The organism is Streptomyces sp. NPDC014676 (genome assembly GCF_043084105.1).
Taxonomy (GTDB): Bacteria; Actinomycetota; Actinomycetes; order Streptomycetales; family Streptomycetaceae; genus Streptomyces.
Genome location: NZ_JBIBZI010000006.1, coordinates 414,907 through 439,813, shown reverse-complemented (window position 1 = coordinate 439,813; position 24,907 = coordinate 414,907). Strand labels below are relative to the sequence as shown.

At 71.0% G+C, this 24,907-nt stretch carries 26 protein-coding genes and 2 pseudogenes; 15 read left to right on the top strand and 13 right to left on the bottom strand.

Annotated elements, in window-relative coordinates:
* Positions 1-279: 279 nt before the first annotated feature.
* Together ACF1DX_RS20150 and ACF1DX_RS20145 are read right to left on the bottom strand one after the other, a co-directional pair.
* Positions 280-1,374, bottom strand: coding sequence for an NlpC/P60 family protein (locus tag ACF1DX_RS20150; RefSeq protein WP_391792517.1), 1,095 nt, complete (start codon positions 1,372-1,374; stop codon positions 280-282).
* A 189-nt stretch (positions 1,375-1,563) separates the two neighbouring features.
* Positions 1,564-2,385, bottom strand: coding sequence for a class I SAM-dependent methyltransferase (locus tag ACF1DX_RS20145; RefSeq protein ID WP_391792516.1), 822 nt, complete (start codon positions 2,383-2,385; stop codon positions 1,564-1,566).
* 206 nt (positions 2,386-2,591) lie between these two features.
* Between ACF1DX_RS20145 and mshA the strand changes: the two genes are divergently transcribed.
* A complete protein-coding gene (mshA, locus tag ACF1DX_RS20140) occupies positions 2,592-3,929 on the top strand; it encodes a D-inositol-3-phosphate glycosyltransferase (protein WP_391792515.1) in 1,338 nt (445 codons plus the stop codon).
* The gene (locus ACF1DX_RS20135) at positions 3,922-4,440 is read left to right on the top strand and encodes a YbjN domain-containing protein (protein WP_391792514.1); all 519 of its coding nucleotides are present in this window, start codon (positions 3,922-3,924) and stop codon (positions 4,438-4,440) included. Before mshA ends, ACF1DX_RS20135 begins: the two co-directional genes overlap by 8 nt.
* Here the strand turns inward: ACF1DX_RS20135 and ACF1DX_RS20130 are convergent.
* The gene (locus tag ACF1DX_RS20130; protein WP_391792513.1) at positions 4,394-5,203 is read right to left on the bottom strand and encodes a helix-turn-helix domain-containing protein; all 810 of its coding nucleotides are present in this window, start codon (positions 5,201-5,203) and stop codon (positions 4,394-4,396) included. The genes ACF1DX_RS20135 and ACF1DX_RS20130 overlap by 47 nt on opposite strands.
* On the opposite strand from ACF1DX_RS20130, the gene ACF1DX_RS20125 reads away from it, so the two are divergent.
* On the top strand, positions 5,202-5,669 hold the full coding sequence (locus ACF1DX_RS20125) for a DUF2000 family protein (RefSeq protein WP_391792512.1): 468 nt from the start codon (positions 5,202-5,204) through the stop codon (positions 5,667-5,669). The genes ACF1DX_RS20130 and ACF1DX_RS20125 overlap by 2 nt on opposite strands.
* 118 nt (positions 5,670-5,787) lie before the next feature.
* Here the strand turns inward: ACF1DX_RS20125 and ACF1DX_RS20120 are convergent, their stop codons facing one another.
* The 4 genes and pseudogenes from ACF1DX_RS20120 to ACF1DX_RS20105 all read right to left on the bottom strand — a co-directional run.
* Positions 5,788-6,036 (bottom strand): hypothetical protein, encoded by a 249-nt coding sequence (locus ACF1DX_RS20120; protein ID WP_391792511.1) that lies wholly within the window; start codon positions 6,034-6,036, stop codon positions 5,788-5,790.
* Between the two features lie 99 nt (positions 6,037-6,135).
* A pseudogene (locus tag ACF1DX_RS20115) lies at positions 6,136-6,651 on the bottom strand (alpha/beta fold hydrolase); the annotation flags it as partial.
* A gap of 38 nt (positions 6,652-6,689) precedes the next feature.
* Positions 6,690-8,012, bottom strand: a complete 1,323-nt coding sequence (locus ACF1DX_RS20110) for an RNA-guided endonuclease InsQ/TnpB family protein (RefSeq protein WP_391792510.1) — start codon at positions 8,010-8,012, stop codon at positions 6,690-6,692.
* A 214-nt stretch (positions 8,013-8,226) separates the two neighbouring features.
* Positions 8,227-8,691: pseudogene (locus tag ACF1DX_RS20105) on the bottom strand (alpha/beta fold hydrolase); the annotation flags it as partial.
* A 370-nt stretch (positions 8,692-9,061) separates the two neighbouring features.
* Here ACF1DX_RS20105 and ACF1DX_RS20100 point away from each other — a divergent pair.
* Together ACF1DX_RS20100 and ACF1DX_RS20095 are read left to right on the top strand one after the other, a co-directional pair.
* Positions 9,062-10,453: a PE-PGRS family protein gene (locus ACF1DX_RS20100; protein ID WP_391792509.1), complete on the top strand. Its 1,392-nt coding sequence runs from the start codon at positions 9,062-9,064 to the stop codon at positions 10,451-10,453.
* A gap of 31 nt (positions 10,454-10,484) precedes the next feature.
* Positions 10,485-11,090: a hypothetical protein gene (locus tag ACF1DX_RS20095; protein WP_391792508.1), complete on the top strand. Its 606-nt coding sequence runs from the start codon at positions 10,485-10,487 to the stop codon at positions 11,088-11,090.
* 13 nt (positions 11,091-11,103) lie between these two features.
* Here ACF1DX_RS20095 and ACF1DX_RS20090 read toward each other — a convergent pair whose 3' ends face one another.
* Positions 11,104-11,928, bottom strand: a complete 825-nt coding sequence (locus tag ACF1DX_RS20090; RefSeq protein ID WP_391792507.1) for a hypothetical protein — start codon at positions 11,926-11,928, stop codon at positions 11,104-11,106.
* Positions 11,929-12,525: 597 nt separating this feature from the next.
* Here ACF1DX_RS20090 and ACF1DX_RS20085 point away from each other — a divergent pair.
* From ACF1DX_RS20085 to ACF1DX_RS20075, 3 genes are all read left to right on the top strand, one after another.
* Positions 12,526-12,687, top strand: a complete 162-nt coding sequence (locus tag ACF1DX_RS20085) for a hypothetical protein (protein ID WP_391792506.1) — start codon at positions 12,526-12,528, stop codon at positions 12,685-12,687.
* A 256-nt stretch (positions 12,688-12,943) separates the two neighbouring features.
* Positions 12,944-13,219 (top strand): ribosomal protein L7/L12, encoded by a 276-nt coding sequence (locus tag ACF1DX_RS20080; RefSeq protein ID WP_391792505.1) that lies wholly within the window; start codon positions 12,944-12,946, stop codon positions 13,217-13,219.
* 31 nt (positions 13,220-13,250) lie between these two features.
* Entirely contained in the window at positions 13,251-13,748 is a 498-nt protein-coding gene (locus tag ACF1DX_RS20075) for a DUF5959 family protein (RefSeq protein ID WP_391792504.1), read from the top strand.
* 80 nt (positions 13,749-13,828) lie between these two features.
* Here ACF1DX_RS20075 and ACF1DX_RS20070 read toward each other — a convergent pair whose 3' ends face one another.
* Complete coding sequence (locus ACF1DX_RS20070) at positions 13,829-14,590, bottom strand: phosphoglyceromutase (protein ID WP_391792503.1); 762 nt, start codon at positions 14,588-14,590, stop codon at positions 13,829-13,831.
* Between the two features lie 153 nt (positions 14,591-14,743).
* Between ACF1DX_RS20070 and ACF1DX_RS20065 the strand changes: the two genes are divergently transcribed.
* Positions 14,744-16,012: an MDR family MFS transporter gene (locus ACF1DX_RS20065; RefSeq protein WP_391792502.1), complete on the top strand. Its 1,269-nt coding sequence runs from the start codon at positions 14,744-14,746 to the stop codon at positions 16,010-16,012.
* 36 nt (positions 16,013-16,048) lie between these two features.
* Here the strand turns inward: ACF1DX_RS20065 and ACF1DX_RS20060 are convergent, their stop codons facing one another.
* The 3 genes from ACF1DX_RS20060 to phoU form a co-directional block, all read right to left on the bottom strand.
* On the bottom strand, positions 16,049-16,297 hold the full coding sequence (locus tag ACF1DX_RS20060) for an SCO4226 family nickel-binding protein (RefSeq protein WP_391792501.1): 249 nt from the start codon (positions 16,295-16,297) through the stop codon (positions 16,049-16,051).
* 167 nt (positions 16,298-16,464) lie between these two features.
* A complete protein-coding gene (locus tag ACF1DX_RS20055) occupies positions 16,465-16,620 on the bottom strand; it encodes a hypothetical protein (protein ID WP_199822113.1) in 156 nt (51 codons plus the stop codon).
* Between the two features lie 163 nt (positions 16,621-16,783).
* Positions 16,784-17,473, bottom strand: coding sequence for a phosphate signaling complex protein PhoU (gene phoU / locus ACF1DX_RS20050; protein WP_073934358.1), 690 nt, complete (start codon positions 17,471-17,473; stop codon positions 16,784-16,786).
* A 201-nt stretch (positions 17,474-17,674) separates the two neighbouring features.
* Between phoU and ACF1DX_RS20045 the strand changes: the two genes are divergently transcribed.
* Both ACF1DX_RS20045 and ACF1DX_RS20040 read left to right on the top strand, forming a co-directional pair.
* The gene (locus ACF1DX_RS20045) at positions 17,675-18,988 is read left to right on the top strand and encodes a sensor histidine kinase (protein WP_391792500.1); all 1,314 of its coding nucleotides are present in this window, start codon (positions 17,675-17,677) and stop codon (positions 18,986-18,988) included.
* Positions 18,985-19,665 (top strand): response regulator transcription factor, encoded by a 681-nt coding sequence (locus ACF1DX_RS20040; protein ID WP_161223910.1) that lies wholly within the window; start codon positions 18,985-18,987, stop codon positions 19,663-19,665. Before ACF1DX_RS20045 ends, ACF1DX_RS20040 begins: the two co-directional genes overlap by 4 nt.
* Before the next feature lie 265 nt (positions 19,666-19,930).
* Here ACF1DX_RS20040 and ACF1DX_RS20035 read toward each other — a convergent pair whose 3' ends face one another.
* Positions 19,931-20,641, bottom strand: coding sequence for a DUF461 domain-containing protein (locus tag ACF1DX_RS20035; RefSeq protein WP_391792499.1), 711 nt, complete (start codon positions 20,639-20,641; stop codon positions 19,931-19,933).
* A gap of 650 nt (positions 20,642-21,291) precedes the next feature.
* Between ACF1DX_RS20035 and ACF1DX_RS20030 the strand changes: the two genes are divergently transcribed.
* The 4 genes from ACF1DX_RS20030 to cysS all read left to right on the top strand — a co-directional run bounded on the left by ACF1DX_RS20030 (position 21,292) and on the right by cysS (position 24,897).
* Positions 21,292-21,774: a CarD family transcriptional regulator gene (locus ACF1DX_RS20030; protein WP_003953493.1), complete on the top strand. Its 483-nt coding sequence runs from the start codon at positions 21,292-21,294 to the stop codon at positions 21,772-21,774.
* Positions 21,775-22,102: 328 nt separating this feature from the next.
* The gene (ispD, locus tag ACF1DX_RS20025; protein ID WP_391792498.1) at positions 22,103-22,876 is read left to right on the top strand and encodes a 2-C-methyl-D-erythritol 4-phosphate cytidylyltransferase; all 774 of its coding nucleotides are present in this window, start codon (positions 22,103-22,105) and stop codon (positions 22,874-22,876) included.
* Entirely contained in the window at positions 22,866-23,363 is a 498-nt protein-coding gene (gene ispF, locus ACF1DX_RS20020) for a 2-C-methyl-D-erythritol 2,4-cyclodiphosphate synthase (RefSeq protein ID WP_391792497.1), read from the top strand. The genes ispD and ispF overlap by 11 nt, the downstream gene beginning before the upstream one ends.
* Positions 23,364-23,496: 133 nt before the next feature.
* A complete protein-coding gene (gene cysS / locus ACF1DX_RS20015; RefSeq protein WP_391792496.1) occupies positions 23,497-24,897 on the top strand; it encodes a cysteine--tRNA ligase in 1,401 nt (466 codons plus the stop codon).
* Positions 24,898-24,907 lie beyond the last annotated feature (10 nt).

Genomic DNA, 24,907 nt, shown 5'->3' with positions numbered 1-24,907 from the left:
CTGTGTCCTGCTCCCACCTCCGGGTGCGAGCGGGGATGCCCCCTTCGAACGGGGACCATAGCGGCTGACGGCGCCGCAGCGGAATGGTGTGAACCACGCCGCTCCGCCATCGGCCCCCGTCATATGCCGCGTTTGCTAACGCACTTGGACAGCCCGGAGCCGTCACGGGAATGACGAACGTCACGTCCGCAGGGGGTTGGCGGGAAGATCGACGTGCACTGGGTCACGTGGCCCATGTCACCGGGGTGTTGAGCGGCCGGCCGGGAGGGCGCGAACCGCTCAGTTCGCGTCCGCGTCCGGCCGTACCACCCCGAGGATCGGCATCGATCCGGCCCCCGCGAGCGTCACCGTCCGCCCCGGGCGCGGGGCGTGCACGACCATGCCGTCCCCGACGTACATCCCCACGTGGCTGGCGTCGTCGAAGTAGATGACGAGGTCACCGGGGCGCATGTCCTCGATGTCGACGCGCTCGAGCTGCTCCCACTGCGCCTGCGAGGTGCGCGGCATGGCCCGCCCGGCCGAGATCCAGGCCTGTGAGGTCAGCCCGGAGCAGTCGTACGTGTTCGGCCCCTCGGCGCCCCACTGGTAGGGCTTGCCGATCTGCGCGGTGGCGTACGCGACGGCCTTCGCGCCCTGCTCCGTCGCCTTGCCCTTGATCTCGTCGAGGATGCCGGAGCTCAGCCACGAGGCCTGCGCCTCGGCGGCGGCCCGCTTCTCCAGCAGGGCCAGGCGCTCCTTCTCCACCTGCTCCAGCTCGGACTCGACCTTCTCGGCCGCCTTGATCCGCTCCTCGATCTTCTTCTGCGCCTCGGCCTTGGCCTTGCGGCCCGCCTCCAGCTTCGTCATCTGCGCTTCGGCGTCCCGCGCGTACTGCTCCAGGTCCTGCTGGGTGCGGGTCATCTCCCCGAGCAGGCCCTTGGTCGCGTGCTCGCCCTGGCGCACCCGGCCCGCGCCGTCGAGGAACTCCTGCGGGTCGTCGCTCAGCATCAGGTGGGCCTCGGGCGGAAGTCCGCCGCCGCGGTACTGGGCGGCGGCCGCGGCGCCCGCGCGGGTCCTCAGCTCGGCCAGTCTCTCCCGGCCCTCGACGATCTTCTTCGCCAGCCGGACGATCTGGGCGGACTGCTGCCGCGCCTTCTCCTCGGCGGCGTTGTACTCCTCGGTGGCGACGGCCGCCTCGCGGTAGAGCTTGTCGAGCTTCTCGCGTACGGCCTCGAGTTCCTCGTCCTGGTCGGGGACCACGGTGACGCTCGCGGTCGTGCCCGGGGACGGCGGGGGAGCGGGAGCCGCGAACGCCGTACCGGGCAGGGCCAGTACGGTGACCGCGCAGACCACGGTCACAGCCGCCGTGAGCAACCCGCGCTTGGCCGTCTCCATGACGCGCACCCCCGTTGATTAACCGTCAGTAACATATGGCCGCCCGGTGGATGCTGTCATGCCGGCGCGCGAAACGACAGAGGGAGTCCATCCCGTCTCCCGCTCCCCGGCATCTCCGGCGCAGTGATCGTCCCGCCCGTGTGACGAACGGCTCACGCGGATCGTTCCCGCTCCGCGGGCGCCGCGGAGTCACCCCCGCGGCGCCAGCGCCTCCCACCGCACCGTCACTTCCCCCTGCCGCCAACGCGCCGGCCCGTCTGCCACCGGCCAGTCGGCCGTGAGGTCCCGCACCGCCCGGATCCAGCGCTGCCGCGCGCCGTACGAGGCGTAGGGCGCGGCGGCGGCCCAGGCGCGGTCGAAGTCGCGCAGGAAGGCGTGCACCGGTTCGCCCGGCACATTGCGGTGGATGAGCGCCTTCGGCAGGCGTTCCGCCAGGTCGGAGGGGCGCTCCAGGGAGCCGAGGCGGGTCGCGAAGGTGACCGTGCGCGGCCCTTCGGGGCCGAGGGCGACCCAGACGTGCCGGCGCCCGATCTCGTCGCAGGTCCCCTCGACCAGCAGCCCGCCGCGCGAGCCGGTGGCCGGGTCGGCGGGGGCGAGCCGCGCGCACAGCCGCCGCCACACGGCGGCGACCTCGGCCTCGTCGTACTGGCGCAGCACGTTCGCCGCGCGGACCAGCACCGGCCGCCCGGGGACCGGGACCTCGAAGCCGCCGCGGAGGAAGGCCAGCCCCTCGCGCTCGTACGGCCGTGCCGCCGAGACCCGGGCCGGTTCGATCTCGACGCCCGTCACGCGTGCGCGGGGCGCCGCGGTGCGCAGCCGGTGCAGCAGTTCGACCGCCGTCCAGGGGGCGGCGCCGTAGCCGAGGTCGACGGCGACGGGATCGGCCGCGCGGCGCAGTTCCGCGCCGTGCGTGGCCGCGATCCAGCGGTCCATGCGGCGCAGGCGGTTGGGGTTGGTGGTCCCGCGCGTCACCGTTCCTACGGGGCGGGAAGAGGTGGCGCGGGCTGTCATACGGACGAGTATGCGGGTACCCGGAGACGGCACCGATGGGGTGACGCAGGTCACTCTCGAACGGTTGAGCGACCTTCGGTAATGATTCGGCAAAAACCTGAACCGGAGACGTCGTCCGGAAATGAGGACGCGGTTTTCGGACGTTGACCTCGCCGAGGGGCCCCACACCCTCCGCCAGCCATGCCCGCAGCGAGGAGGAACGCCACGTGAGCCAGTACATCGCGAGGCTCGGACGGCGTTCCCCCGCCGCACCGCCGCGGCTGCGGCTGCACCGCAGGCCCCGCCGCGTGGCGATGCTCTCCGTGCACACCTCCCCGCTCCACCAGCCGGGCACCGGCGACGCGGGCGGCATGAACGTCTACATCGTGGAGCTCGCGCAGCGCCTCGCCGCGATCAACATCGAGGTCGAGATCTTCACCCGCGCGACCACCGCCGCCCTCCCGCCCACCGTCGAACTCGCCCCCGGCGTCCTCGTCCGGCACGTCGACGCGGGCCCCTACGAGGGCCTCGCCAAGGAAGAGCTCCCGGCCCAGCTCTGCGCCTTCACCCACGGCGTCATGCAGGCCTGGGCCCACCACCGCCCCGGCCACTACGACCTGGTCCACTCCCACTACTGGCTCTCCGGCCACGTCGGCTGGCTCGCCGCCCAGCGCTGGGGCGTCCCCCTCGTGCACGCCATGCACACCATGGCCAAGGTCAAGAACGCCAACCTGGCCGACGGCGACACCCCCGAGCCCGCCGCCCGCGTCATCGGCGAGACCCAGATCGTCGCCGCCGCCGACCGGCTCATCGCCAACACCGCCGAGGAGGCCGGCGAACTCGTACGGCACTACGCCGCCGACCCCGGCAAGGTCGCCGTCGTCCACCCCGGCGTCAACCTCTCCCGCTTCCGCCCGGCCGACGGCCGCGCCGCCGCGCGGGCCCGCCTCGGCCTCCCCGGGGACGCCCTGATCCCCCTCTTCGCGGGCCGCATCCAGCCGCTCAAGGCCCCCGACGTGCTCCTGCGCGCGGTGGCCGCCCTGCTCGGCGAACGCCCCGAACTGCGCTCACGCATCTGCGTCCCCGTCGTCGGCGGCCCCAGCGGCAGCGGCCTCGCCAGGCCGGAGGGGCTCCAGAAGCTCGCCGCGCGGCTCGGCATCGCCGACGTCGTCCGCTTCCACCCGCCCGTCGGACAGGAACAGCTCGCGGACTGGTTCCGCGCGGCGTCCGTGCTCGTCATGCCCTCCTACAGCGAGTCCTTCGGACTGGTCGCCATAGAGGCGCAGGCCGCCGGCACCCCGGTGCTCGCGGCGGCGGTCGGCGGACTCCCGGTGGCCGTACGGGACGGGCACACCGGCTTCCTCGTCCAGGGCCACGACCCCGACGCCTACGCGCGCGTGCTGCGCGACTTCGCCGACCACCCGCACCTCGCCGACCGCATGGGCGAGGCCGCCGCCCGGCACGCCCGCTCCTTCGGCTGGGACACCTCCGCCGCGGCCACCGCCGACGTCTACACGGCCGCGACCCAGGCCCACCGCCGTCGCGTACGCTCGCACCATGGCTGACAAGGCGACGGAGGCAGCGCGGGTCATCGAGGGCGTCCTGAAGGACGCCGAGCTGGAGTGGGAGAGCCCCGCGCCCGGCAGCTACGTGGTGACACTCCCCGGCACCCGCAAGCTCTCCACCACCGTGTCCCTGATCGCCGGCCGGCACACGCTCTCCCTGAACGCCTTCGTCATCCGCCACCCCGACGAGAACGAGGCAGCCGTCCACCGCTGGCTCCTGGAGCGCAACCTCAAGCTCTTCGGCGTGAGTTACGCCGTCGACCCGCTCGGCGACATCTACGTCACCGGCCGCCTGCCCCTGGCCGCCGTCACCGCGGAGGAACTCGACCGCCTCCTCGGCCAGGTCCTCCAGGCCGCCGACGGCAGCTTCAACACCCTCCTGGAACTCGGCTTCGCCTCGGCGATCCGCAAGGAGTACGACTGGCGCGTGTCACGCGGCGAGTCCACCCGCAACCTGGACGCGTTCACCCACCTGCTGGAGCGCCCGTCGCCCGGTAACGCCCCGGCGTGACCCCCACCAGCTTGCGGAAGTGCCGGGTGAGATGCGCCTGGTCGTAGAACCCGGTGGCGACGGCGACCTCGCCCGGTGACCGCCCCTCCAGGAGCAGCCGCCGGGCGCGGCCGACCCGGCGGGACATCAGATACTGGTGCGGCGCGATGCCGTACGCCCCGCTGAACGCCCGTACGAGGTGCGCGGGATGGGCGGACAGCGTCCCGCCGGCCTCCGCCAGGCTCACGCCGTCCACGACCCGTTCGTCGAGCAGCTCCCGCAGCCGCCGCGCGAGCACGGGATCCCGCCGGGGCGCGCCGAGGACCTCCCGGGACCGCAGATGCTCCCGCAGCCGCTCCCCGACCAGCGTCAGCCTGCTCTCGGCCTCCAGCTCGTCCCCGGGCCGCACGAGCGCGGAGTGCACCTGCCCCACGCGCCGCCGCAGCAGGGGATCACGCAGATCGGGCCGGTCGACGGCGGCCCCGATGAGACCCTCGGGGAGATGACCGGTGTCGAGGTAGAGCACCCGTTTCCGGAAGCCGTCGGGGGTGGCGGGGGCCCCGTTGTGGGGAACATGCGGCGGCAGCAGGGACACGGTGTCGTCCGGGGTGCCGTGCTCGTGCCGGTCGAGGTCGTACCGTACGGCGCCGTCGTCGACGATGAGCAGCGTCCAGGCGTCGTGGACGTGCATCGGGTAGGCGTACTCGGTGAAGCGGGCGTGGAACACCTCGACGACGCCCGGGACACGGGGCCGCCAGGCGGACACGCTCGCCCGGGAGGACATGCAAACAACGTACAAGACGCGGGCCGGCCCCGATCGGCAGTCTCAGGGCATGAGCACTCGCTTCGACACGAAGATCGCCGTACTGCTGCGCGAGGACCTGGAGCCCTGGCAGCGCCTCAACGTCACCGCCTTCCTGGTCAGCGGCCTGGGCACCCGGCTCCCCGAGCTGATCGGCGCACCCTACGAGGACGCGGACGGCGTGCCGTACCTGCCGATGTTCCGCCAGCCGGTCCTGGTCTTCCAGGGCACGAAGGAAGTGCTGAAGGCGGCCCACGCACGCGCCCTGACCCGCGCCCTGCCCCGCGCGGTCTTCACCTCCGACCTGTTCGCCACGGGCCACGACGAGGCCAACCGCGCGGCGGTCCGCGCCGTGGGCACGGCGGACCTGGACCTGGTGGGCCTGTCGGTCCACGGCCCGAGGAACGCGGTGGACAAGGTCCTGAAGGGGGCCAGGATGCACCCGTGAGACGCGCCGGCCGCATGAGTGGTGCGCCCACGCTCCACTGCCTCGGCGTCGGCGCGCACAGCCCGTGTCCGTAGGGTCCGGGCCGCGACCTGGACCTGACCGTCGCGCCGTGAGTGCCTCAGTCCGGCAGCAGCCCGGAGGTCTCGCGGCCCGGCTGCCTGCCTTCCGGCGGGTAGTCGCAGTCGATGCCGGTCACCTCGCGGTCGTCGTCCTCGGAGTCGATCACCGCCACGCCCGTGCAGGCCCGGCCGTGTTCGTCGGTCCACGTGACGATCTCCGTCCGGTCGGGCTCGGCACAGCCCGCGAGCAGCAGCGCGCACAGCAGCGCCGACGCCGTGAGTACGGTGGTCCCGTGCGGTCTTCTCATGACATCCCCTCGTGACGACCGGCCCACGACGCGGGCGCGTCCGGTCAGGTGGATACCCGGCGGAGGTGAACCCTCCGCCGGCCACGGGGGACGAAGCCGTCACGAAAGGGCGGCCAGCCACTCGGTCAGGAGCCGGTTGACGTCATCGGGGCGCTCCTGCTGGATCCAGTGGCCGCAGCCGTCGAGCACGTGCGAGGAGACCAGGCCCGGCAGCGTCACCGGGAACGCCTCGATCGCGTCGGCCAGCCACGTCGTGGAGGCGTCCAGGCCGCCGCCGGCGAACAGCGACGGCTGACTGACCGGCGCGCCGTCGTAGGCGGCCAGGTCCTCCCAGTCGCGGTCCATGTTGCGGTAGCGGTTGAGCGCGCCGGTCATCCCGGTGCGCTCGAACTCCCCGGCGTAGACGTCGAGATCCCGCTCGCTCAGCCAGCCGGGCAGCCGGTCCGCGGGGAACCGGTCGCGCAGCGTCCCGCCCCCGCCGACGAAGTGCGGGTCGGGAGCGCCGGGCGCGGGCATGGTGTCGGCGGACAGCGCCGCGTAGAAACCCGCGAGCCAGCCCCGTACGTCGGGCTCGATCTCCGCCTCGGCGCGGCCCGGCTCCTGGAAGTACGAGACTTGAAGTGCTCTCCCTTGTGAACGAGGGAGATTCCTGCCTACCTTGCGGTGGCGGGCTTGACGCCACGGGGACGCCTGACGACTGCCCTCCCGGCAGCCGGGATGAGCGCGTGGCCCGTCCGGTACAGGTGCAGGATGTTCCGGGCTGCGTTCCAGTCGGCGTTGCCGGACCATCCGCAGCCGGGGTTTTTGCACACGAACGTGGCCTGGTCCTCCCGGCTGCCCGGTGTGGTGAAACCACAGGCTGAGCAGCGCAGGGAGGTGTTGGGGGCGGGAACTTTGTGCAGGGTGCCGCCGTGGCGGGCGGTCTTGTACGTCAGCATCGTCACGGTGCGGCCCCATGCCTCCTGGCTGATGGAGCGGTTCAGGCCGGATTTCTGCGCGACGTTCCTGCCGGGTTCCTCGATGGTGCCTCTGGCGGACTTGACCATGTTCTTGATGTTGAGCTGTTCGACCACGACGGTGCCGTACCGCTTGGCAATGTCGGTAGTGGTCTTGTGCTGCCAGTCAACGGCGCGGCGCGTGGCTGTTGCGCGGAGCTGCTTGATCTGGTCGTAGGTGTGCCGCAGGCGGCGGGAGGTCTTCTCCCCACGCCCCCGGTGCTGCTTGCGCTGGGCGGCGCGTTGTTCCAGGCCGAGCAGTTTGGCCTGCTCCCGCGGGTTCAGCCACTTGTCCCGGTCGGCCGTCCCGTCGAAAAGGCGGGGCGGGCGTCCGTGATCTTGGTGGTTGCCGTCGGAGAGGGCGAGGGGCAGGTTCACCCCGGCATCGATGCCGACCTCGGGTCCCTGGTGAGGCTCGGGCCTGGCTTCGAGGCTCTGGACGCGGAAGGCGATGTGCCAGCCGAGCGCGTCCTTGACCAGGCGTGCCCCGGTGATCCGGTTCTCCTTGTCGGCACGCTTGCCCACGGGAAGGTCCCTGGTCCAGCGGAACCGGACCCGTCCGACCTTGGGGATGTTGACCATGCCCCAGCGGCGGTGCACGCGGGTGATGTTCAGATCCCGGCCCTGCGGGATGTCCACGGACATCACCGTGCGGATGCGGGCCTTGAAGTTCGGCGCCCCGGCGCGGCCGTCCCAGCAGTTCTTCCATGCCTGGAAGTAAGTCTTCAGTACCGCTTGCGCGGCCTGGGCGGGGAGGACGGCGAGCCAGTCGATCTCGCCTCGGGCCTGGCGGATCGCCGTGTCCGCTGCGGCCAGGGAACGCTTGTCCTCGGGCAGCATCGTCCACCAGTCGTGCAGCAGGTTCCACAGGGTGCGGGCCGCGTGCGCCTGGTCGTCCATGAGCCGGATGTGCGCAGAGGTCAGCGCGAGTCGGGCACGATGCCCGAACCGCCTCTTCTCCCATGCACGCTCCGTAGTCACTCGATCACGATACCGTTTGGCTTATGTCACCGCGGTGGAATCCGAATCCCGATGTACGGACTGGCCGTCACGTCGTTTAACAATCGAGAACCAGCAGCGCCCCGTGTGACCCGGCTGAGGCCAACAGCGCAGATCCGTTCCCAAAACCAAGGTCAGAGCAGTATTGAGATGCGCTTCACCTCCCCCGTGAACGGGGGAGCACTGCGCAAGATCAAAGGTAGAACTCCTCGTCGCCCCCCATCCCGGCGAAGACGTCACGGGGCCGGGGCCCGCCGCGCGGGGCGTAGGGCACGCTCAGCAACCCCACCGCGCGGAACACCCCCGGCGCGAGCAGCGCGGAGTTCGCGGCGATGTTCGCGCCCCAGTCGTGGCCGACCACCACCGCCGACTCCTCGCCCAGGGCGCGCACCACCGCGACGTTGTCCTCCACCAGGGCCGTCATCCGGTACGCCTCCGCCGCGGCCGGCCTGGAGGAGCGCCCGTACCCGCGCACGTCGACGGCGATCGCGCGGTACCCCGCCGCCGCGAGGGCCGGCAACTGGTGGCGCCAGGAGTACCAGGACTCCGGGAACCCGTGCACGAGCAGCACCAGCGGCCCGCTTCCCTGCTCCGCGAGATGGATCCGGCCCCCGGGCGAGGGAACCAGCCGGTGCGTGATCTCCGTGGCTTTCCTGCTCATGCGCCCTCCTCCGGGATCGGCGGTCTGCCGTGCCTCGATCATGCGGAAGACCACCTCGAAGACCCGAGCGGGTTTGCCGACCCGGCAAACCCGCCGACCGCGAATCGGCCCGTCCCGCCCCCGCCGCGGTCCGTGGGGCCGTGGTGGGGGCCGGGGCCCCGGATGCGCCTCCTCCCCAGACGGCCGCCCGTCTCCGTCGGCCGTCCGGCCGCGGCGGATCCGGTCAGAGCCCTTGGCGTCCCGGTGCAGCCCGGCGAACCGCTCACAACGATGTCCTTGATGCGGCCATGACATCCGTTCCCCGTCCGGCGTCCTATCCTGAGCCGCGAGCCGCGAGGGCCGGGCAGGCGATCGAGGGACGGGGCGAGCGATGGCGTTTCGGGGGGCGGATCCCGAGGACCTGGAGCAGTTGGCGAAGCTCCTGGACGGCCGAGGTGGTGTCGAGGACCGCCTCGACGAGGCCTTCACCCGCGCTGCCCGTCTGGGGGTGAGCGGGCAGCTGGCGCCCCTGGGACCGATGCGGTCCTGGACCCGTGACGAGGCCAAGGACCTGCGCAGACGCGCGACCCTGCTCCGTCTGGAGAACGGCGACCCGACGGCCGGGCTGCTGTGGGCCGGATTCACGGCGCAGGACCTGGAGAAGTACCAGGGTGAGGGGATCACGCCGGAGACGTTCCTGCTGGTCAACTCGGTAGCGGCGAGCGACGACCCGAACGCCGAAAGCCTGAGACGGCGGCCGGGGGAGAAACTCGGCGACTACGTCGCACGGCTGGAGGCGCACGCCCTCTCGACGATCCCGGGTCTGGAGCCGCACGAAGAGACCCTCACCGAGATGATCAAATTCGGCAGCGACGCGTTCAACGTGGCGGCCGCGGCCCAGGTCTCGGTGGTGAGCGGCTTCTCGGGCACCAAGGTTCTGCTGGGTAACGCGGTGAAGACCGGGAAGCTCGGGTCGATGAAGGACGCCCTGGCCGCACGCTGGACGGCGGCGGGCAGCAACCCCATCCTCCGCTGGGCGGGCAGCAGGCTCGGCAGCTACAACCCGCCGATCCGCTCGCTGTCGGCGCCCGGAAGCTGGCTTCCCGGCCAGCTCGGCAACATGGCGTCGAGGAGCCAGACGTACCAGAGGGTCGCGAACGTGCCCTTCAGCTCCGGTTTCCTGGGCGACCGCTGGGGCGGCGGATTCGACGCGCTGCGTCAACGCGGCTTCATGAACGCCAAGTTGCTGGGCTTCACCCCCAACCAGGCCATCAACTTCTTCGCCGGGTCGGACGACATGGCCCGTATGTACGGCGGGCTGACCCACTCCGGTCAGGCGGTCACCCGCGCGGGACAGGCCAACCTGATCACGGTCGGCAGGGCCGGCGGGTTCAGTGCGGCGGCGAAGACCGCCGGGCTGTGGCGCGGGGCGGGCATCGTCGGCTCGGCGGGCGCGACGGCGTTCTCCGTGGCCAACATCGCCACCATGGACCACGCCAAGGAGTGGGAGAAGAGCAAGGCCGGCTATCTGGCCAACTACGCCGAGGCCGGCTTCAACGCCTCCCTGACCGCGGCGATGGTGGCCCCCACCCCGCTCACGATCGGCCTGGCCGTGGGCACCGGCCTCGTCTACGGGGGACTGAAGGTCGTAGAACACTGGGACGACATCACGGAAGGCGCCGAGAAAGCCGCCGAGTGGGTGGGCGACAAGGTGGGTGACCTCGGCGACGGGATCGCCGACGGCGCCAAGAAGCTGGGCAGCGCGCTCAACCCGTTCGACTGATCAGACGCGAGAGATGAGAGCCTTTGTCGCCATGGGAACGAGTAGTGAGTCCTTCGAGTTCGAGCTGCTGCCGTACAGGACCGAGGCGACGAAGCGGGAGCGGCCCAAGGCAGGGGTCGAGGGCGACGTGGGACCCTTCGGCCCGGTTGTCGTGGAGCGCTGCCCGCTGTACCAGCCACTCGAGAAGGGAATGGACACTGCTCGGTTGAGTGGCCCCGCCTTCCCGGAGACGGTTTTCCGGGGGAAGCGCCGGTCGGGGCGGCCGTCGCTGTTCAAGGCCGAGCTCACCCTCGACGGCCGGCACGCGGAGCTGCGGTTCAACGCCAAGGCCCTGAAGCGTGAGGACCGGGTGCTGCGCATCGCCTACGACGGCCGGGAGTACGTGTACTCCTCGGAGGGCCTGGGAAAGGCGAAGGTCCTGCGGAGAGAGGGGGTCCGGGTCTCGATCGGACTCGGCCGGCACATCCCACCCGCCGACATCGCCGGCGCGGGTACGGCGACCGGCCCGGTGGACGCCGTGGACCTCGCCCTCGCCATCGTGCTGGAAGAGGTGGACACCGACGTCCTCACCCTGACCGGTGCCGCACTGTCCTCCCCCTTCGCCCTGATGCAGCGCTTCTCGGACCGGGCGGAGTAGTGGGCCGTCCCGCTCAGGGCCGCGGCCCCAACTCCTCCTTCTCCGGCAGCAGGCCGGTCAACCGGCGCCAGATCTCCCCGGCGTCCGAACGCACCAGCTCCAGAGGGCTCTCCGGTGTGACCTGACCGGGCAGGATCGGCTCCTTCGGCTGCTCACGGATCCAGTACCCCCGCGGGCCGCAGTCCCAGACGGCGAGACTGCGCAGCATCGGGGCGTGCGCACCGTCGTGCTCCCCGTCCCAGGCGACGGTGACACGCCAGTACGAGTTCAGGGCGAGGACCAGCTCGGTCAGCGGGCCCGCCATCTCCCCGGGGGTGCCGGCGTCGGTGACGGCCTTGTGCACGGCGTCCCGGTCCTCCTCGGCCTCCCCGGACGGAGCCGTGATCACGGCGAAGGCGCCGTCCAGAGCCCTCATGGTCGATACGACCCGGGGCGCGGCCGGCTGCTCGTCGGCACCACGACGCAGGTGAACCATGCGGGCGAGCTCGAAGACGAGGGTGCTCGGCTCGACCGGGATGTACTCCGACTCCTCCTCGCCCGGCCACCCTTCGTGGGCGATCACCGAGTTCGGCCCGACGACGGCACCGTGGTGCACGGGACCGGCCTCTCCGGTGATCTCGACACTGATGGTGAGCACGGGAGCTCCGAGCGCTTCCGTCAACTCCCGCAGGAGAGGCGAGAGCTGTCCCTCCTCGCCGACCAGCCCGAGCGCCTGGAGCTCCCCGAGCGAGGGGAAGAGCTCCGCGCTCGGCGTCTTTCCTTCCGCAAGGCGGGCGAGCACCCGCACATGACGGTCGGCCAGCCGCAGCCGTGAACGGGAACTGTCGTAACTGGGCATGAACACATCCTCCGCAGACGGGCTGGCACGAGGCTAACCCGGCGGAGGAGACACAGAGGGCCTGTCGAGCGACCCCGACAACGCCGTCCACTCTTACCCGGTCGACGATGAGTGGGTCGCACGGGTCGAGCCGCTTCGGAGGAACGGCGTCTCCTTCGAGCCGGCTGACGCCTGGCTCGGGCGAGACGGGGGGAGTACTTCGCGGGCAGGGTGGACGAGGTGCGCGCCTACTCCGGCGTCGCGGACCCGGTGACGATCCAGCAGATGGCCGCCCTGACGGGACTTTCCGACCTCTGAGCGCCGCGCGGGCCGACCGCGCCCGCGGCTCCATGAGCCGGTACGGCACTCCTGCGCGTGGATCGTGGATCGTCCGCGCGCAGGGGCGGCTGAACCGTCGTTGTCGCCCCCCGGCAGTTGCTGAGCTCCGCTGCTCAGCCGGAGGATAGGACGATGTCCCGCTCAATAGGCGCGCATACCGCCGATCCATGCCCCAGGTGCCGCGTCGAGGAGGTCCGCATCGGCATCCCGTCCTCTGCCCGAGGACGGGATGCCGTCAGCTACCGCTGCGACCGCTGCAGGCACACGTGGTTCCGCCCGGTGGAGGACGACCTGGACGTGTACGACACCGTCAGGGTGGACCTCCCGGACGCCACGATCTACGGCACCGTCCGGCAGGTGGAGGACGACCGGGTCCAGGTGCGCGACACGGACAGTGGCCGGATGCTGTGGGTCGAACTGTGGAGAGTCATCCTCTACTGAGGCATGCCCGGCCTGCGCCACCTCACCATCGGCCGGTGTTCCCGTCGCGGCGCGGCAGGAAGTGGAGGCGTTCGACTCCGTCGGTGATCTCACGTTGGCGTCCGGCTTTCGCGGACGGTGCGAGGCGGGGGGCGGGTGAGCCGCCCGTACGCGGGGGAGAACATCAGGGCCCTCCCCCCGTACCCGGGCCATCCGATCGAGGTGCGATGACGGCTGAGGGTTCGTATGCTCCGGGACCGGAGACGGATGAGGGGCCATGGCTGACGAGTACTTCCCGCTGGTGTGCGACGATGTGCCTCATGCCGTGGTGCTCACTGCCCCCGGCACTCGCCCGCTGAGCGTCGCCCATGTCGTACGGCGGCTCACGGGGTTGAGCCTCTGGCGCAGCAAAGTCCTGGCCACTCGGGTACCCGCCGTGATCCTCGCCGACGTGTCGCAAGAAGACGCCGAGGCGGCCGTCGCGGCTCTCCGCGATGTGGGAGCGCAGGCCAGGGTGAGGCGACAGCCGGAGCCGGGCTTCCTCGAGCCCTGACCACGCCCCGATCGGCCACAGGAGGGAACCCGTGCACTCCGCGGATGGGGTCATCGATCTGATCCATCTGGCCGACAGGCCCGGCACCAGTGGCCACAGTGTCTCCGTGCGCGTCCTGGGTCGCTCTCAGCCCGGAATCCTGACCGGCCACGACCTCCTCGATTGCGAGATCGTCATAGCGGCTGAGGAGTCCCTCAGCGCCTCCTTCGTGGTGACCCTCTTCCCTGAGGACCTGGAGGACTGGGAGGAGGCTTTGACGCGGCTGGAGAACCGACGGTTCGCCACATGGCCCGACTCCGGGCGGACTCCCTCCATGAGGTTCGAGCCCGAGGGGAGCGGCGGGCTCCTGGTGTCCGTGCACGACGGGCCGTCGACCGGAATCACGGTCACCATCCCGTTGTTCGTGCCACCGCCGGCATGGGCCGCCGAACAGCGCGGCCTTCTCACCCGGGTGCGCGAGGCCTACCCCCGTGAGGTGGCCGAGACGTCACCCGGTGCGTACGAGTGGCGACGTGACCTCCACTCCTGACGGTCCAAAGACGGCCCCAGGACAGCCATAAGCCCCCTACTCGCGAAAAAGTCGCAGGTAGGGGGCTTAAAGCGTTCGGGCTACTTCTTCTTGCCCTGGTTCTTGACCGCCTCGATGGCGGCGGCGGCCGCCTCCGGGTCGAGGTACTTGCCGCCGGGGGTGACCGGCTTGAAGTCCGAGTCGAGCTCGTAGTACAGCGGGATGCCCGTCGGGATGTTCAGGCCCGCGATGTCGGCGTCCGAGATGCCGTCGAGGTGCTTGACCAGGGCGCGCAGGCTGTTGCCGTGGGCGGCGACCAGGACCGTGCGGTCGGCCAGGAGGTCGGGGACGATCGCGTCGAACCAGTACGGGAGCATCCGGACGACGACGTCCTTCAGGCACTCCGTCCGCGGGCGCAGCTCCGGCGGGAGGGTCGCGTAGCGCGGGTCGGAGAACTGGGAGTACTCGGCGTCCCGGTCCAGCGCCGGCGGCGGGGTGTCGTAGGAGCGGCGCCACAGCATGAACTGCTCCTCGCCGAACTCCGCGAGGGTCTGCGCCTTGTCCTTGCCCTGCAGGGCGCCGTAGTGACGCTCGTTCAGGCGCCAGCTGCGGTTCACCGGGATCCACAGGCGGTCGGCGGCCTCCAGCGCGAGCTGCGCGGTGCGGATCGCGCGCTTCTGGAGGGAGGTGTGGAGCACGTCGGGCAGCAGGCCGGCGTCCTTGAGCAGCTCGCCGCCGCGCGTCGCCTCCTTCTCGCCCTTCGGGGTGAGGTTGACGTCCACCCAGCCGGTGAACAGGTTCTTCTCGTTCCACTCGCTCTCGCCGTGGCGGAGGAGGATCAGCTTGTACGGTGCGTCGGCCATGTGCCCGAGCGTAATCGACACCCCGTACGGGCCGCGCGCCCTGCCCGCTTGGCGGACGGTTGACGGGATCTGTTAATTGAGTGGTTACCCCGGCCCTCCGCTTCGTAAGTTGTGCATGCCGCTTCAGACGCTTACATCTTCTACGGGGGTTCCATGTCGGTCGACGGACTGAGACGTGCCGTGCGTGAGTCGGTCTCCGGGCTTCCCCGCGAGTTCTGGTGGCTGTGGACCAGCACCCTCGTCAACCGGCTCGGGGCGTTCGTCGCCACCTTCATGGCGTTGTACCTCACGCTCGACCGGGGGTACTCCGCCTCCTACGCCGGGCTCGTCGCCGCGCTGCACGGCCTCGGCGGGGTGATCTCGTCGCTGGGCGCCGGGGTGATGACCGACCGGCTGGGGCGGCGGCCCACGCTGCTCGTCGCGCAGACCGCCACCGCCCTGTCCGTGGCGCTGCTCGGCTTCATGCGGGACCCGGTCGCCATCGCGGCCGTCGCGTTCCTCGTGGGCATGGCCTCCAACGCCTCCCGGCCCGCCGTACAGGCGATGATGGCCGACATCGTGCGGCCGGAGGACCGTATCCGGGCCTTCTCGCTCAACTACTGGGCCATCAACCTCGGCTTCGCGATCTCCTCCGCGGGGGCCGGGTTCATCGCCGAGTACAGCTACCTCGCCGGGTTCCTGATCGAGGCGGGCATGACGCTGGTCTGCGCCGTGCTCGTCTTCGTGAAGCTGCCCGAGTCCCGGCCGGAGGGCAAGGACTCCCCGGGCGGCTCCGGGGAGAGCGGCTCCGTCTCCCTCCTGACCGTGCTGCGCGACGGGCGGTACATGGGGGTCGTCGGACTGTCCTTCCTCATCGCCCTCGTCTTCCAGCAGGGATACCTGGGACTTCCGGTCGCCATGGGGGAGGCCGGGTTCACGCCCGCGGACTTCGGGATGGCCATCGCCGTCAACGGCGTACTGATCGTCGTCCTGCAGCTTCCCGTCACCCGGTTCATCGAGCACCGGGACCCCGGACGGCTGCTGGTGGTCTCCTCGCTGCTCGCCGGATACGGCTTCGGGCTCACCGCCTTCGCCGGGTCGGTCGGCGTCTTCGCCCTCACCGTGTGCGTGTGGACGCTGGCCGAGATCGTCAACGCGCCGACCCAGACCGGGCTGGTAGTCCGCCTCTCCCCGGTGCACGGACGCGGGCGCTACCAGGGCATGTACACCATGTCCTGGGCGGTCGCCTCACTCGTCGCCCCGCTGATGTCCGGGTTCGTCATCGACCACTGGGGCGCCGAGTGGCTGTGGGGGATGTGCGCCGTCGTCGGGACGGTGGCCGGCCTCGGATACGGACTGCTGATGCGGCGGCTTCCGGAGGAGGAGCTTCCGCAGAAGGAAGCGGTCGTGGTGGAGAAGGCCGCGGAGGTCAGTGCCTCCTGAGAGGGGCCGGCCTCCGCGGGGGTGCGAACATGCCGGTCAGACCGACAGCGTCACCGCGTGGATCTCGTCGGCCTTGTGGCCGGTGCGTTCGTGGATGCGCTGGACGGCTTCGGCGGAGGGGGCCTCGGAGAGGCAGTAGATCGTGCCGGACTCCGGGTCCGCCCACGCCTGCCGGAAGTGGACTCCTTCCTCCTGCTGGATCGCGAGGTCGGACTCGTGGGCCTGCCGCAGCTTCTCCTCCGTGATGCCCTCCATGCCGTGGTGGACGTCCATGAACTGGGTCATGGCTCCGCACCTCCTTCCGAACTTCCGAACTTCCGGGCTTTCGGGTTGCGTCACTGCCGCCCATCTCCCATCCTGCGCCCCGCCGCACCCACCGGCACGCCGAGGACCCCGGCGCCGATGACGGGCGCCGGGGTCCTCGGGCGATGACGGGCCGGATGCGTACGGCGTCAGCCGCACTGGCAGGGACTGCCCGACTGGCAGCCGCAGCCGCAGCCCGAACCGCAGCCGCAGGCGGCGATCAGGGTGAGGTTCCTGATCTCGGCGGGCTGCTCGGTCTCGCGCTCCCGCGCGGGGTCGGGTGTCGTGCTGGGGGATTCGGCCATGGGTCCCTCCTCAGGGCTGGCGCCTGTGCACACCTGCCCCCATTGGACGCCCGCTCCGCCGGGCGCAGCAACGGCGCATTGGAGCTCGTACGGATCCCGGCCGGCCCCCGCGCGCGGGGTCACGACCGCCGTCAGACCCCGTCGCGCGGGGTCACGCCGGCCGTCAGGCCCCCTCGACCCCCGGCACCGGCTGCAGGTCCGACTGGATCTCGTCCGCGTGTTCGCCGGTGACCAGGTACACCACCCGCTTGGCGACCGAGACCGCGTGATCGGCGAAACGCTCGTAGTACCGGCCCAGCAGCGTGACGTCGACGGCCGTCTCGATGCCGTGCTTCCAGCGGTCGTCCATCAGGTGCTGGAAGAGCGTGCGGTGCAGGAGGTCCATCGCGTCGTCGTCCTGCTCCAGCTGGAGCGCCAGGTCGACGTCCTTGGTGATGATCACCTCGGCCGCCTTCGCCATCAGGCGCTGCGCGAGCTGGCCCATCTCCAGGATCGTGGCGTGCAGATCACGCGGCACCCCCCGCTCCGGGTAGCGCAGCCGGGCCAGCTTGGCCACGTGCTGGGCCAGGTCGCCCGAACGCTCGAGGTCGGCCGACATCCGCAGCGAGGTGACGACTATGCGCAGGTCGGTCGCCACCGGCTGCTGGCGGGCCAGCAGGGCGATGGCCCGCGCCTCCAGGTCGTGCTGGAGCTCGTCGACCTTCTGGTCGGCCTCGATCACGCTCTCCGCCAGCTTCAGATCGGCGTCGAGGATGGCCGTCGTGGCGCGTCCGATCGCCGACCCGACCAGCCGGGCCATCTCCACCAGACCGTCGCCGATCGAATCCAGTTCCTCGTGGTACGCGTCCCGCATCAGGGTTCCTCTCGTACTTCTTCATCCGGACTTCAGGGGCCTGCTCTCCTCCCCACGCTCCCACGTTGTGTCCTCTACGCGTCCGATTCAGCCACCTCACATGAACCACCCCTGGCTCCAAGGTGAACTCTGGGCGACGAGTGTTCGAGCTCGCACTCCGACGGCTGTGGGCACCACCCGCGCCATGCCTAACCTGGAGACATGGACGTGAACGCGGCGGTCGCCGCAGTGGCAGCGATCGCCGGTGTGCTCACCGGCGTCATCGCCATGCTGGCGTTCCGCTTCAGCGAGCGCGAACAGAGGCGCCCCACGCGCACCTCCCTGCACACGGACCCGGTGCTTCCGCCGGGAGTGGACACCGTGCTGTCCGTGCTGCGCTCGTCCGCCGTCGTCCTCGACGAGGCCGACGGCGTCGTCAAGGCCAGCTCCGCCGCGTACGCCCTCGGGCTGGTCCGCGGCGGCAAGCTCGCCGTGGAGCCCATGCTGCAGATGGCCCGCGACACCCGGCGCGACGGCGAGATACGCCAGGTCGAACTGGACCTGCCCCGCCGGGGGACCGGACGCGGCGAGGCCCTCGCGGTGTCCGCGCGGGTGGCGCCGCTCGGCTCCCGGCTCGTCCTGCTGCTCGTCGAGGACCTCACCGAGGCCCGCCGCATCGAGGCCGTACGACGCGACTTCGTCGCCAACGTCAGCCACGAGCTCAAGACCCCGGTCGGAGCGCTCTCGCTGCTCTCCGAGGCGGTGATGGACGCCGCCGACGACCCGGAGGCGGTGGAACGGTTCGCCGGGCGGATGCAGATCGAGGCGACCCGGCTGACCAACCTGGTGCAGGAGCTCATCGACCTGTCCCGGGTGCAGAACGACGATCCGCTGGAGGACGCCGAATCCGTCCGCGTCGACGAACTCGTCGCCGAGGCCATCGACCGCTGCCGGCACCAGGCCGGCGCCAAGGAAATCACCATGGCCGCGGGCGGCACCGCCGACCTGCACGTATGGGGCAACCGCGGCCAGCTCGCCGCCGCGCTCGGCAACCTCGTCGAGAACGCGGTCAACTACTCACCCGCCCGCACCCGCGTGGGCATCGCGGCCCGTACGGTCGCGCAGCCCGGCGGGGCCCTGATCGAGATAGCGGTGACCGACCAGGGCATCGGCATCTCGGAGAAGGACAAGGAGCGCATCTTCGAGCGCTTCTACCGGGTCGACCCGGCCCGTTCCCGCGCCACCGGCGGTACGGGGCTCGGCCTCGCGATCGTGAAACACGTGGCCGCCTCGCACGGCGGGGAGGTCACGGTGTGGAGCGCCGAGGGCCAGGGTTCCACCTTCACCCTGCGGCTGCCGGAGGCCCGTGCGGCCCGCGACCGCGCCCACCAGATGTCCCACCGGGACGACACGTCCCCTCAGGACGGCGACACCCACGGCCTCGACGGTGAGGCCCGGCGGGTGTCCCGCTCATCCCCCCACTCTTCCGATTCATCCGCGTACGAAACGCTTCCCTCCCCGGAGGTCCTTCCGTGACCCGTGTGCTCGTCGTCGAGGACGAGGAGTCCTTCTCCGACGCCCTGTCGTACATGCTCCGCAAGGAGGGCTTCGAGGTCGCCGTCGCGACCACCGGGCCCGACGGACTCGACGAGTTCGAGCGCAACGGCGCCGACCTCGTTCTTCTCGACCTGATGCTGCCCGGCCTGCCGGGCACCGAGGTCTGCCGCCAGCTGCGCGGCCGTTCCAACGTCCCCGTCATCATGGTGACCGCCAAGGACAGCGAGATCGACAAGGTTGTCGGGCTGGAGATAGGGGCCGACGACTACGTCACCAAGCCGTTCTCCTCGCGGGAGTTGGTGGCCCGCATCCGCGCGGTGCTGCGGCGGCGCGGGGAGCCGGAGGAGGTCGCTCCGGCGGCGCTGGAGGCCGGGCCGGTACGGATGGACGTCGACCGGCACGTGGTGACGGTGGGCGGTGCGAAGGTCGACCTGCCGCTGAAGGAGTTCGATCTGCTGGAGATGCTGCTGCGGAACGCGGGGCGGGTGCTGACGCGGATGCAGCTCATCGACCGGGTGTGGGGGGCCGACTACGTCGGCGACACCAAGACGCTCGACGTTCACGTGAAGCGGCTGCGGGCGAAGATCGAGCCGGATCCGGGGGCGCCGCGGTACCTGGTGACGGTGCGGGGGCTGGGGTACAAGTTCGAGCCGTAGGCCTGCGGCGCGGCGTTCGCCGGTGCCGGTGCTGTGGCAGGGCTGTGGCGGGGCGGGGGGTGTTGCGCGGCCCGGCGTTCGCGGGGTGCCTCCCCCACCCTCGGCTCCGCTCGAGCGGGGGGACCCCCGCCGCCCACCCGTGCCGCCCTGGGGGTACCTCCCAGGCCCTTGAGGCACTGGGGGAGGCACGATTGCCCGCAGTGACGCACGCAGTGAAGGGCGGGACCCCGAACAGGGGTCCCGCCCTTCCGCGTCGTGCGAGTGATCAGTGGCCGGTCTGCGCGCTTGCGGAGGCCGCGTCGGTCGGGGTGTCCGAGGGGGCGTCGGTCTCCGTCGACCCGCCGTTCCCGGCGTTCTCCGTGCCCTCCGGGGCGCCGGTGGCCTCGTCCGTGGTGCCGGCGCCGGCGGCCGGCTCGCCGGAGGACTCCGCGGACGGCTCCGTCGAGGCGCCCGGCGCGGCGGCCTCCTCGGTCGGGCCCCAGCTCTCGAAGAAGTGCTCGGCCGGGAAGACGAGCGCGCGCAGGCTCACGTCACCGGTCTTGCTGAAGGTGAAGGTGACCTTCTGGGCGTTGCCGTCCTGGACGGCCTCACGGCTGCTGGGCAGAACGGCGGACGCGTTGCCCTCGCCGCCGAGGATCAGCGAGCCGCCGGCCGGGACGGTGAGGCTGCCGCCCTCGGCGGGGGACAGTTCGGCGGTCTTGCCGGTGCCGGGGATGGTGACCGACTCCAGCGTCTGGTCGGTGCGGCCCTCGTTGAACAGGGTGGCGGAGACGACCGCCGGGCCCGTCGACTCCAGATCGGGCTGGGTGATGACCGTGGCGTTCTGGACCTTGATGTCGCCGACGGTCGTCGCCGCGTTGTCCGGCTGGATCTCCAGGGTCTGGGCGTTGTGGCCGGCCGCGCACGCGGAGAGCGAGGCGATCGAGAACGCGATGGCGGCGGCGGCGAGAGCGCCGCGTCGAAGGCTGCTGCTCACGGCGGCGGCAACTCCTTGACTCGAGTCGTTCGGCGACCGGGTGAAGCCGCCTAAGTGTCTGTCAGCGGCCTCAGGTTACCGAGCCGTCCCCGCGCGACCGCACCCGACCCTCCCGAGACGTCCCGTGTCGGCCCGGTGAGGCGTGTCCGGAACCTCCGTCATCACCCGTCGGCGGTCGGGAGCGGGCGCTCCCCGCCTCTTGAGTCACAAGTGACTCACCAGTCACTTGGGTCGCTTTCACGTCGTACTCCCGCGCCATTCCCATAGTGATCGCGCATTTCTCGTGAGGGAATGAGCGGAGGGCTCCGGAATTGATCACCGGCCGCTCATCCTCGCACCGTGTGATCAATTCCGGATTCGGCCGGAACCCGGCCCGGCACACCGAACGGAGTAGCGGAACTCGAGCACTTGGAACCGGACATATGGGGATGTTCGACCGCTCGTGCGGGGCTCCCGATGCGTGTAACGTGCGCGTTTCGCTTGCGCCGGAGAGCCGCTCCGACCTGCGAATACCTGCTTCCGCTAGGTGTCCGCAGCACGTTCCTGTTGCTGTTGTCAAGCCCCGAGAATGGCCCTGACCTGCGAAAACGCCATTCAGAAGACGCCGTATCCGTGTTACCCTGGATAGCCACGGAAGGGGTACCTGTCACATGACGTTCAAGGTTGGCGACACCGTGGTCTATCCCCATCACGGGGCCGCGCTGATCGAGGCTATCGAAACTCGCCAGATCAAAGGCGTGGACAAGACCTACTTGGTGCTGAAGGTCGCCCAGGGTGACCTGACGGTACGTGTGCCAGCGGACAATGCGGAGTTCGTCGGCGTACGTGATGTGGTCGGTCAGGACGGGCTGGACCGGGTCTTCGAGGTGCTGCGCGCACCGTATGCGGAGGAGCCCACGAACTGGTCCCGTCGCTACAAGGCAAATCTCGAGAAGCTCGCCTCGGGCGATGTCATCAAGGTCGCGGAAGTCGTACGTGACCTGTGGCGTCGTGAGCGCGAGCGCGGACTCTCCGCCGGTGAGAAGCGCATGCTCGCCAAGGCGCGTCAGATCCTGGTCAGCGAGCTCGCCCTCGCGGAGAACACCAACGAGGACAAGGCCGAGGCCCTGCTCGACGAGGTCCTCGCCTCCTGAGATTTCTGAGCAGGCCGCAGCCCGCGGCTCACTCTCAACACTCAGCACTTCGAAATGCCGCGGTGCCCGATGACGTCATGGACGTCGCCGGGCGCTGCGGCATGTTCGTACCCGGACAGCGTACATACGCTGCACTTGCGTCGCGCCGGGGAATGTGTCATGACTCACGTCCCCATCCCTGGCGTGCCGGGCCCGGGCGGTCGACTCGACCAGAATCACGGAAGGGCCTGGTCAAGGCGGGACGCCCGGCACTCCCCCCGCTCCGGGAGCAGGGGGTACGCCCAGGCCATACCCACCTGGGCCGAGCACACAAACCTGACAGGAACCGATGTCTGACGATCCGCTCCCCCCGCCGTCGCCGAGCCCCGCACCAGGCCGTACGACCGTCCGCACGGCGGCCGTGATCCCGGCCGCCGGCCGTGGTGTACGCCTCGGACCGGGCGCCCCCAAGGCGCTCCGCGCGCTGGGCGGCACCCCCATGCTCATCCACGCCGTCCGCGCGATGGCCGCCTCCCGCGCCGTCTCCCTGGTCGTCGTCGTGGCCCCGCCCGACGGCGCCCCCGAGGTCAAGTCGCTGCTCGACGCACACGCACTGCCCGACCGCACCGACTTCCTCGTCGTCCCCGGTGGCGAGAGCCGCCAGGAGTCCGTGAAACTCGGCCTGGACGCGCTGCCGCCCGGCTACGACATCGTCCTCGTGCACGACGCCGCCCGCCCGCTCGTCCCCGTGGACACCGTCGACACCGTCATCGAGGCCGTACGCGACGGCGCGCCGGCCGTCGTCCCCGCACTGCCGCTCGCCGACACGGTCAAGCAGGTCGAGCCCGCCGCCCCCGGCGAACCCGAACCCGTGACCGCCACCCCGGACCGGTCACTGCTGCGGGCCGTACAGACCCCGCAGGGCTTCGACCGGGCCACCCTCGTGCACGCCCACGAGACCGTGAAGGACGACGTCACCGACGACGCGAGCATGGTCGAACAACTCGGCCTCACCGTCGTCACCGTCCCCGGCCACGAAGAGGCCTTCAAGGTCACCCGCCCCCTCGACCTGGTCCTCGCCGAGGCGGTCCTCGCCCGCAGGAGGCTCAACGATGGCTTCTGAACAGCCGTGCCCCCTGCCACAGGTCGGCATCGGCACCGACATCCACGCCTTCGAGGACGGCCGCGAACTGTGGTGCGCCGGCCTGAAGTGGGAGGGGGAGGGTCCCGGGCTCGCGGGACACTCCGACGCGGACGTCGTCGCGCACGCCGCCTGCAACGCCCTGTTCTCTGCCGCCGGTCTCGGCGACCTCGGACAGCACTTCGGCACCGGACGCCCCGAATGGTCCGGCGCGTCCGGCACCACCCTGCTGACGGAGGCCGCCCGCATCGTCCGCGAGGCCGGCTTCCGCATCGGCAACATCGCCGTCCAGGTGATCGGCCCCCGCCCGAAGATCGGCAAACGCAGGCAGGAAGCCCAGGAACTCCTCTCGGAGGCGGCGGGCGCCCCGGTCTCGGTCTCGGGCGCCACGACCGACGGCCTGGGCTTCCCCGGCAGGGACGAGGGCCTCATGGCGGTGGCGACGGCACTGGTCGTCAAAGAAGGGTGAGCCGTCCGGCCCGGGGGACGCGGGGCTGCGCCGGTATGCGGGCGCGACACCCCCCACCGGGCCCGCCCATGACAAACGTCCCCGAAACAGCGAGGCGCACCGCGCACACGTCCGCGCCTACTACCCTGGTCTCGTGACTATTCGCCTGTACGACACCAGCGCCCGGCAGATCCGTGACTTCACCCCGCTCCAGCCGGGTTGCGTCTCGATCTACCTGTGTGGTGCCACCGTGCAGGCGGCACCCCACATCGGGCACATCCGCTCGGGCCTGAACTTCGACATCATGCGCCGCTGGTTCGAGTACCGCGGCCTGTCGGTGACGTTCATCCGCAACGTCACCGACATCGACGACAAGATCATCGCCAAGTCCGCCGAGCAGGGCCGCCCCTGGTGGTCCATCGGCTACGGCAACGAGCGCGCCTTCACCGACGGCTACCGGGCCCTCGGCTGCCTGCCGCCGACCTACGAACCGCGCGCCACCGGCCACATCACCGAGATGGTCGAGATGATGCGCGGCCTCATCGAGCGCGGACACGCCTACGAGGCCGACGGCAACGTGTACTTCGCCGTCGCCTCGTTCCCCGAGTACCTGAGGCTGTCCAACCAGGAGCTCGACAACCTGCTCCAGCCGTCCGCCGAGGGCGAGACCGGCAAGCGGGACCCGCGCGACTTCGCGATGTGGAAGGCGGCCAAGCCCGGCGAGCCGAGCTGGGAGACCCCGTGGGGCCGTGGGCGCCCCGGCTGGCACCTGGAGTGCTCGGCGATGGCGCACAAGTACCTCGGCAGCGCCTTCGACATCCACGGCGGCGGCCTCGACCTGATCTTCCCGCACCACGAGAACGAGATCGCCCAGGCCAAGGCCTACGGCGACGAGTTCGCCCGCTACTGGGTGCACAACGCCTGGGTCACCATGAGCGGCGAGAAGATGTCGAAATCGCTCGGCAACAGCGTCCTGGTCTCCGAGATGGTCAAGCGCTGGCGGCCCATCGTGCTGCGCTACTACCTCGGCACCCCGCACTACCGGTCCATGATCGAGTACAGCGAGGAGGCCCTGCGCGAGGCCGAGTCCGCGTTCGCGCGGATCGAGGGCTTCGTCCAGCGCGTGGTGGAGAAGGCCGGGGGCGTCGTCGAACCCGCCACCGAGGTGCCGCCCGCGTTCGCCGAGGCGATGGACGACGACCTGGGCGTCCCGCAGGCGCTCGCCGTCGTGCACACCACCGTCCGGCAGGGCAACAGCGCGCTGGCCGCCGACGACAAGGAGGAGGCCGTCGCCCGCCTCGCCGAGGTCCGCGCCATGCTCGGCGTGCTCGGCCTCGACCCGCTCGACCCGCACTGGGCCGGCGAGACCGGCCGCGGCGAGGACCTCCACGGCGTGGTCGACACCCTCGTCCGCATGGTCCTCGACCAGCGCGAGGCCGCCCGCGCCCGCAAGGACTGGCCCACCGCGGACGCCATCCGCGACCAGCTGGGCCAGTCCGGCCTGGTGATCGAGGACAGCCCGCAGGGGCCGCGCTGGAGCCTCGGCCCGCGCTGAGGAGCCGGGC

Excerpts from the sequence above, each read along its gene's own strand:
- ACF1DX_RS20145 (WP_391792516.1), bottom strand. The coding sequence starts at position 2,385 with ATGACAGCCCGCGCCACCTCTTCCCGCCCCGTAGGAACGGTGACGCGC.
- ACF1DX_RS20130 (WP_391792513.1), bottom strand. The coding sequence starts at position 5,203 with ATGTCCTCCCGGGCGAGCGTGTCCGCCTGGCGGCCCCGTGTCCCGGGC.
- ACF1DX_RS20120 (WP_391792511.1), bottom strand. The coding sequence starts at position 6,036 with ATGAGAAGACCGCACGGGACCACCGTACTCACGGCGTCGGCGCTGCTG.
- ACF1DX_RS20100 (WP_391792509.1), top strand. The coding sequence starts at position 9,062 with ATGGCGTTTCGGGGGGCGGATCCCGAGGACCTGGAGCAGTTGGCGAAG.
- phoU (WP_073934358.1), bottom strand. The coding sequence starts at position 17,473 with ATGCGGGACGCGTACCACGAGGAACTGGATTCGATCGGCGACGGTCTG.
- ACF1DX_RS20150 (WP_391792517.1), bottom strand. The coding sequence starts at position 1,374 with ATGGAGACGGCCAAGCGCGGGTTGCTCACGGCGGCTGTGACCGTGGTC.
- ACF1DX_RS20045 (WP_391792500.1), top strand. The coding sequence starts at position 17,675 with ATGGACGTGAACGCGGCGGTCGCCGCAGTGGCAGCGATCGCCGGTGTG.
- ACF1DX_RS20055 (WP_199822113.1), bottom strand. The coding sequence starts at position 16,620 with ATGGCCGAATCCCCCAGCACGACACCCGACCCCGCGCGGGAGCGCGAG.
- ispD (WP_391792498.1), top strand. The coding sequence starts at position 22,103 with ATGTCTGACGATCCGCTCCCCCCGCCGTCGCCGAGCCCCGCACCAGGC.
- ACF1DX_RS20070 (WP_391792503.1), bottom strand. The coding sequence starts at position 14,590 with ATGGCCGACGCACCGTACAAGCTGATCCTCCTCCGCCACGGCGAGAGC.
- ACF1DX_RS20125 (WP_391792512.1), top strand. The coding sequence starts at position 5,202 with ATGCAAACAACGTACAAGACGCGGGCCGGCCCCGATCGGCAGTCTCAG.
- ACF1DX_RS20080 (WP_391792505.1), top strand. The coding sequence starts at position 12,944 with ATGGCTGACGAGTACTTCCCGCTGGTGTGCGACGATGTGCCTCATGCC.
- ispF (WP_391792497.1), top strand. The coding sequence starts at position 22,866 with ATGGCTTCTGAACAGCCGTGCCCCCTGCCACAGGTCGGCATCGGCACC.
- ACF1DX_RS20030 (WP_003953493.1), top strand. The coding sequence starts at position 21,292 with ATGACGTTCAAGGTTGGCGACACCGTGGTCTATCCCCATCACGGGGCC.
- ACF1DX_RS20060 (WP_391792501.1), bottom strand. The coding sequence starts at position 16,297 with ATGACCCAGTTCATGGACGTCCACCACGGCATGGAGGGCATCACGGAG.
- ACF1DX_RS20090 (WP_391792507.1), bottom strand. The coding sequence starts at position 11,928 with ATGCCCAGTTACGACAGTTCCCGTTCACGGCTGCGGCTGGCCGACCGT.
- ACF1DX_RS20135 (WP_391792514.1), top strand. The coding sequence starts at position 3,922 with ATGGCTGACAAGGCGACGGAGGCAGCGCGGGTCATCGAGGGCGTCCTG.
- ACF1DX_RS20095 (WP_391792508.1), top strand. The coding sequence starts at position 10,485 with ATGGGAACGAGTAGTGAGTCCTTCGAGTTCGAGCTGCTGCCGTACAGG.
- ACF1DX_RS20065 (WP_391792502.1), top strand. The coding sequence starts at position 14,744 with ATGTCGGTCGACGGACTGAGACGTGCCGTGCGTGAGTCGGTCTCCGGG.